This window comes from Mesorhizobium sp. (genome assembly GCF_017306585.1).
In the GTDB taxonomy this organism is placed as follows: domain Bacteria; phylum Pseudomonadota; class Alphaproteobacteria; order Rhizobiales; family Rhizobiaceae; genus Mesorhizobium.
In genome coordinates, this window is record NZ_JAFKIC010000093.1 from 1 (window position 1) to 5,295 (window position 5,295).

The 5,295-nt window shown below is 61.9% G+C and carries 10 protein-coding genes; 5 read left to right on the forward strand and 5 right to left on the reverse strand.

Annotated elements, in window-relative coordinates:
• The first annotated feature begins 5 nt into the window (after window positions 1-5).
• Together purN and J0I79_RS03260 are read left to right on the forward strand one after the other, a co-directional pair.
• Complete coding sequence (purN, locus tag J0I79_RS03255; protein WP_292855299.1) at window positions 6-671, forward strand: phosphoribosylglycinamide formyltransferase; 666 nt, start codon at window positions 6-8, stop codon at window positions 669-671.
• 15 nt (window positions 672-686) lie between these two features.
• The gene (locus J0I79_RS03260) at window positions 687-1,196 is read left to right on the forward strand and encodes a histidine phosphatase family protein (RefSeq protein ID WP_292855291.1); all 510 of its coding nucleotides are present in this window, start codon (window positions 687-689) and stop codon (window positions 1,194-1,196) included.
• Between the two features lie 47 nt (window positions 1,197-1,243).
• On the opposite strand, the gene J0I79_RS03265 is transcribed toward J0I79_RS03260, so the two are convergent.
• Both J0I79_RS03265 and J0I79_RS03270 read right to left on the reverse strand, forming a co-directional pair.
• Entirely contained in the window at window positions 1,244-1,483 is a 240-nt protein-coding gene (locus J0I79_RS03265; RefSeq protein ID WP_292855292.1) for a DUF680 domain-containing protein, read from the reverse strand.
• 210 nt (window positions 1,484-1,693) lie between these two features.
• Entirely contained in the window at window positions 1,694-1,927 is a 234-nt protein-coding gene (locus J0I79_RS03270) for a DUF680 domain-containing protein (RefSeq protein WP_292855293.1), read from the reverse strand.
• Window positions 1,928-1,965: 38 nt separating this feature from the next.
• Here J0I79_RS03270 and J0I79_RS35090 point away from each other — a divergent pair, with 38 nt between their 5' ends.
• Window positions 1,966-2,076: a hypothetical protein gene (locus tag J0I79_RS35090; protein WP_366013674.1), complete on the forward strand. Its 111-nt coding sequence runs from the start codon at window positions 1,966-1,968 to the stop codon at window positions 2,074-2,076.
• Between the two features lie 390 nt (window positions 2,077-2,466).
• Here J0I79_RS35090 and J0I79_RS03275 read toward each other — a convergent pair whose 3' ends face one another.
• Genes J0I79_RS03275 through J0I79_RS03285 form a run of 3 tightly spaced genes read right to left on the reverse strand, consistent with a single transcriptional unit; the run spans window position 2,467 to window position 3,182 of the window.
• Complete coding sequence (locus tag J0I79_RS03275) at window positions 2,467-2,694, reverse strand: DUF680 domain-containing protein (protein WP_292855294.1); 228 nt, start codon at window positions 2,692-2,694, stop codon at window positions 2,467-2,469.
• 44 nt (window positions 2,695-2,738) lie between these two features.
• The gene (locus tag J0I79_RS03280) at window positions 2,739-2,939 is read right to left on the reverse strand and encodes a DUF680 domain-containing protein (protein ID WP_292855295.1); all 201 of its coding nucleotides are present in this window, start codon (window positions 2,937-2,939) and stop codon (window positions 2,739-2,741) included.
• A 45-nt stretch (window positions 2,940-2,984) separates the two neighbouring features.
• The gene (locus tag J0I79_RS03285; protein ID WP_292855296.1) at window positions 2,985-3,182 is read right to left on the reverse strand and encodes a DUF680 domain-containing protein; all 198 of its coding nucleotides are present in this window, start codon (window positions 3,180-3,182) and stop codon (window positions 2,985-2,987) included.
• Between the two features lie 477 nt (window positions 3,183-3,659).
• Here J0I79_RS03285 and J0I79_RS03290 point away from each other — a divergent pair, with 477 nt between their 5' ends.
• Window positions 3,660-4,337 carry a response regulator gene (locus J0I79_RS03290; RefSeq protein WP_292855297.1) on the forward strand — a complete coding sequence of 226 codons (678 nt, stop codon included), beginning with the start codon at window positions 3,660-3,662 and terminating at the stop codon, window positions 4,335-4,337.
• On the forward strand, window positions 4,334-5,295 hold a 962-nt coding region (locus J0I79_RS03295), incomplete at its 3' end, for a sensor histidine kinase (protein WP_292855298.1). The genes J0I79_RS03290 and J0I79_RS03295, both read left to right, overlap by 4 nt.

The following is a 5,295-nucleotide window of genomic DNA, read 5'->3' on the forward strand; positions in this document are numbered from 1 at the left end:
TCAACATGAGCTATCTGGCCGCCAACGCGGCCGCCAGCGACCCGGCTTTTCCGGCCGAGATTGTCGGTGTCATTTCCGACAAGGCCGACGCTGCCGGTCTTGGCATCGCCAGGGCGCGCGGCATCGCCACGCAGGTCATCGCCCGCGCCGACCATGGCAGCAAGCAGGCGCATGACGCGACGATCGATGCCGCGCTCACGGCATTCAGCGCCGAGATCGTGGCTCTGGCCGGCTATATGCGCATCCTCACCCCCGGCTTCGTCCAGAAATGGCAGGGCCGGATGATCAACATCCACCCTGCCCTGCTGCCGGCCTTCAAGGGCCTCGATACCCATGCGCGGGCACTTGCCGCAGGCATGCGCATCCATGGCTGCACGGTGCATTTTGTCACGCCCGAAATGGATGACGGGCCTGTTATCGCCCAGGCGGCCGTGCCGGTGATGGTCGCCGACAATGCCGACACGCTCGCCGCCCGGGTGCTGAAAGCCGAGCACCGGCTTTATCCGCTGGCCCTGGGGCTCGTGGCGGAAGGCAAGGCGCGCATGGAGGCCGGCCGAACTGTGCTTGCCCATTTCGCCGATGATGCCGACAACGGCACTTCGGTGGTGATGGCGCCCGATCCGCTGCGCGAGGAAGCCGATCTCGAACATCTGGCGCGGATTACGCCCTGAGGAGAAAGGGTGGCGATGAAACAGCTTCTCCTGCTTCGCCACGCCAAGTCGAGCTGGGACGATCCCGGTCTCGCTGATTTCGACCGGCCGCTTGCCGAACGCGGCGTGAAGGCCGCTCGATTGATGGGGCGCGAGCTCGCGGCACGCGACTGGCTGCCGGATCTGGTATTGGTATCGCCGGCGCTGCGCACCCACGACACCTGGCGGCTGGTGGCCGCGGAACTGCCGGTGCATCCAAGGGTCGCGTTTGCGGAGACGCTTTATGATGCCTCGCCGGAGGACATTCTGAGCCAGATCCGGAAGGCCGACCTGTCAAGCAATTGCCTGGCGGTGGTCGGCCACAATCCGGTTCTGGAAGAGCTGGCGAAACGGCTTGCCGAACCGGCATCGGAAGCCAAGGCGCGCAAAAGGCTGGAGGAAAAGTTCCCGACGGCAGCCGTTGCGCGCTTTGTCTTGGAGGGCGATTGGTCCGGCCTGTCTTCCGCAAGGCTTACTCACTGCCTGCGCCCGAAGGACCTGGGCTAGAACTTCCGTTCCGACCGTTCCCGCCGAGCGCAAGGCATGTCGGATTATCAGTTGCCCCAATTGTCGTGGCCGGGTTCCGGCCATTCGGTGGTCGTCTTGACCTTGGAAGCAACAGCCTTGTGCGTGGCCATGCCGGAGGTCTTCACCGCGCCAGTCACGGCATGATCGACACCGGCGACCGGAGCAACCGGCTGGTTGGCATTGTCGGAGCCAAAGTGGTCACTGCCGGCGAAAGTGCTGCCGGTCGCAACGAGAATGGCGGCGATGGCGAGAGCGATCCTGTTCATTTCAATCTCCTGGTTTGTCCGTTGGGGCGGCGTCTTGGGAGGACGGTTCCGCTAAGGACAAGACCTGTGTCGGCCTGCTTTTATTCCCGGACCTGGAATGGCTTTTTTGCCGGCTCCAGACATCGGGCCGCAGCAACCGACCGGCCTCACGACAAAACAAGAGCGGCGGGCCAAGCCCGCCGCTCTTTGTAATCGAGGCATCTGCTTGGATCAGTTGCCCCAGTTGCCCTGGCCGGATTCCGGCTGGTTGGAATCGGGCGTCAGCTTGAAACCATGGTGCTCGACGGGCTTGCGGATCGAAGCGGTGTAGGTGTGGTCGATGTTGCCCGCGGGCGCGGTGACGGCCGGCTGGTTGGCATTGTCGGATCCATAATGGTCGCTGCCGGCGAAAGCGCTGCCCGTGGCAACGAGAATGGCGGCGGCGGTAAGAGCGATCTTGGTCATTTCGGTTACTCCAGTTTCTGGTCTGTCCGTCTAGTGGCGTGCCCTTGGGAGGAATTTCGCGTCGCTCGGACAATCCGGAAAATGGGTCGTTGGTTTGCCGACTTCCAATCACGAACATGTTCCCTCACGCCCCGATTCCAAGACCTTGAAGTCAAGTTCAGAACCAAGACGATCGGGTCTTTTTCAAACAATATCAGATGTTTATGCTATCCATCACGGAGAGTAACATAGTGTTTCAAAACCCTCCTGCCCGCTTCGCGCTCACGGCTCTTCAACATTAATTGAACCGATTGGTTCGATTTGAAATGAGCGCATTGGCTTGCACGGGGTGCAGCCATCGCAGGGAGACAGAATATCGATGCTGACGGACGACCATCGGTCGGTGGCGGCGGGAAGCGTGAACGCGGATACTGCTTCGGCTGATCTACCTGCCATAACGTATGGGCATGCCGACACTGTGGGGTCAGAGCTTCTGCCCAAAAAAACAAGAGCGGCGGGCTAGGCCCACCGCTCTTTGTAGTCATGCGAAGTCGAAGGGATTAGCGGCCCCAGATGCCCTGGCCCGACTGAGCAGGCACCTTGGCGTTGGCATCGGCCTGCGCCTTATCAGACTTCAGGATCGAGCCGGTGTGGAGGGTGTCGATGTTGGACGTCGACTGGCTGGCAACCGGCTGGTTGGCGTTGTTCGAGCCAAAGTTGTCGCTGCCGGCGAAAGCGCTGCCCGTGGCAACAAGGATAGCGGCGGCGGTGAGAGCGATCTTGGTCATTTTAAGTACTCCTAATTGAAGGTTGGTTTGACGGGCGGTCGCGATTAGCGGCCGAAGAGGTTGCGATCAGCGCCCTGCTGGGCCTGGACCGACGCGGCAGTCGACTTCGAGATCGAAGCGGTGACCGAGTGGTCGACAGTGGCGGCGGGCTGGTTGGCGTTGTTCGAGCCGAAGTTGTCGCTGCCGGCGAAAGCGCTGCCCGTGGCAACGAGGATGGCGGCGGCGGTAAGAGCGATCTTGGTCATTTTAAATACTCCTGAATTGAAGCTTGGTTTGACGGGCGGTCGCGATTAGCGGCCGAAGAGGTTGCGATCAGCGCCCTGCTGGGCCTGGACCGGGGCGGCATTCGACTTCGAAATCGAAGCGGTCACCGAGTGGTCGACAGTGGCGGCGGGCTGATTGGCGTTGGAATTGTAGTTGTCGCTGCCGGCAAAAGCGGTGCCCGTGGCGACGAGGATGGCCGCGGCGGTAAGAGCGATCTTGGTCATTTGGGTTACTCCAGTTTTCTAGTCTGTCCGTCCAGTGGCGTGCCTTCGGGAGGAATTTCGCGTCGCTCGGACCACCTCGAAGTAGGAGTGGCAGTTTGGGATTACCAGAGGCTTCGATTCTGCTCGACTTCATTATATTATGAACAATGCATATTGCGACGCAGCAATCGTCATTTAATTTATGTAATAAATTCATACTGTTATGCGCTCAGCTACGTGGCATTACGAGGTCCCTCCGATCGCCATTGTTCACTATATGCGATACAATCTGTCAACCAGAACCGAACCGTTCGGTTCGATTTGATAGAAGGAATGGCTTAGACATGAGCTCACGACATGGCTGCCGGACGAGACCAGGCCGCATTTATCTTGCGTTGAGACCGATACTGTCGCTCATTCAACGGAGATCGTCGGGCGCCCTTCAAGGCCAGGCGATCCGTTGGAAGACATCGGGTGGGATCCGGAGCTGCCGTAGACATGCGACTGCTGCTTGTTGAGGACAATCGCGAACTGGCCGACTGGCTGGGCAAGACCTTGCGCCAGGCGAATTACGTGGTCGACGTCGTCCATGATGGCGAGGATGTCGAGCACGCACTCGCGGCTGGCGACCACGCGCTCGTCATCCTCGACCTTGCGCTGCCGCGAATGAGTGGACTGGAGGTGTTGCGCATGCTTCGGGCACGCGGCAACGCGGTGCCGGTGATCGTGCTGACCGCCAATGCCAGCCTCGACGGCCGGGTCAAAGGTCTCAACGAGGGCGCGGACGACTATCTCGCCAAGCCTTTTCAGGTCGAGGAACTCGAAGCGCGCATCCGCGTGCAGCTGCGCCGGGCGAATGACCGCACCGCTCCCGTCATCGCCTGTGGTGATCTTGTCTTCGACACCAATACGAGGCTGTTCTCTCTTTCGGGCCAGACGCTCTCGCTGACGCCGCGCGAACACGCCGTGCTCGAACAACTGGTGGTCAAAGCCGGGCGCACGGTGAGCAAGGCGGCCTTGTCGGCGGCGATCTATGACTTCGAGACCGATGCCGATCCGAGCGCCATCGAGATTTATGTGCACCGCGTGCGCAAGAAACTCGAGGGTTCGCGCGTCCAGATCGCTACCCTGCGCGGTCTTGGATACCTCCTGCGCTTCAACGATACCGGGCCATGAGGATCCGCAGCCTCCGCTTGCAATTGCTGGCCTGGGTGGTGCTCCCGCTCGCCGGGCTTGCAACCATCAACCTGTGGACCAGCCAGCACAACGCATTGGCGACCGCCGACCTGGTGACCGACCGCATGCTGGTGGGTTCGGCACGTGCGATCGCCGAGCAGGTCGAAATGACTGAAGGCGTGCTCGACGCGACCATCCCCCCGGCCGCGATAGAGATGTTCGACACCGGCGACCGCGACAGCGTCTATTATCGGGTGGAAACCGCCGGCGGACGACTCTTAACCGGGTACCCGGATTTGCCCGAAGCGCCGCAAAAGGCGAGCGTCGAGGCCAGCTACCGCGATCACATGTTGCGGCTGCTGACGCTCAGCCACGCGGTGGTTGGCGCCGGTGGCGATTCACCGATTTCGGTCACCGTCGGCGTCACGCTTGCCGGCCATGACGCAATGGTGAAGCGGCTCTGGTTCAGCGCCTTTGCCCAACAGCTGGCGCTGGTGGCGATTGCCGGCGTGTTCGTGCTGCTTGGCCTGCGTCGGGGCCTGGCGCCGCTGATCAGTCTGCGCGACGCCGTGCGCTCGCCAAGCCGCAGTGACCTCGATCCGGTGGAAGTGCCCGGCGTGCAGAGCGAAATCAGCCCGCTGATCGACGCACTCAACGCCTACATGGCGCGTGTGCGCGCACAGATGGCGGCGCAGCGCCGCTTCATCGCCAACGCCGCGCATCAGTTGCGCACACCGTTGGCGCTGCTCTCGACGCAGGCAAGCTATGCGTTGCGCGAAAGTGGCGCCGATCAGCGTCAGGAAGCATTGGTGGCGCTGCAGGCGAGCTCGGGCAGGCTTGCCCGGCTGGCCGAACAGCTTTTGACCTTGTCGCGGGCGGAGCCTGGCAGCCGGCGGCCGCGCGCCGACCGCATCGACCTGACCGAGGCGGCAAGGCACGTTCTGGAGACGCAGGCACC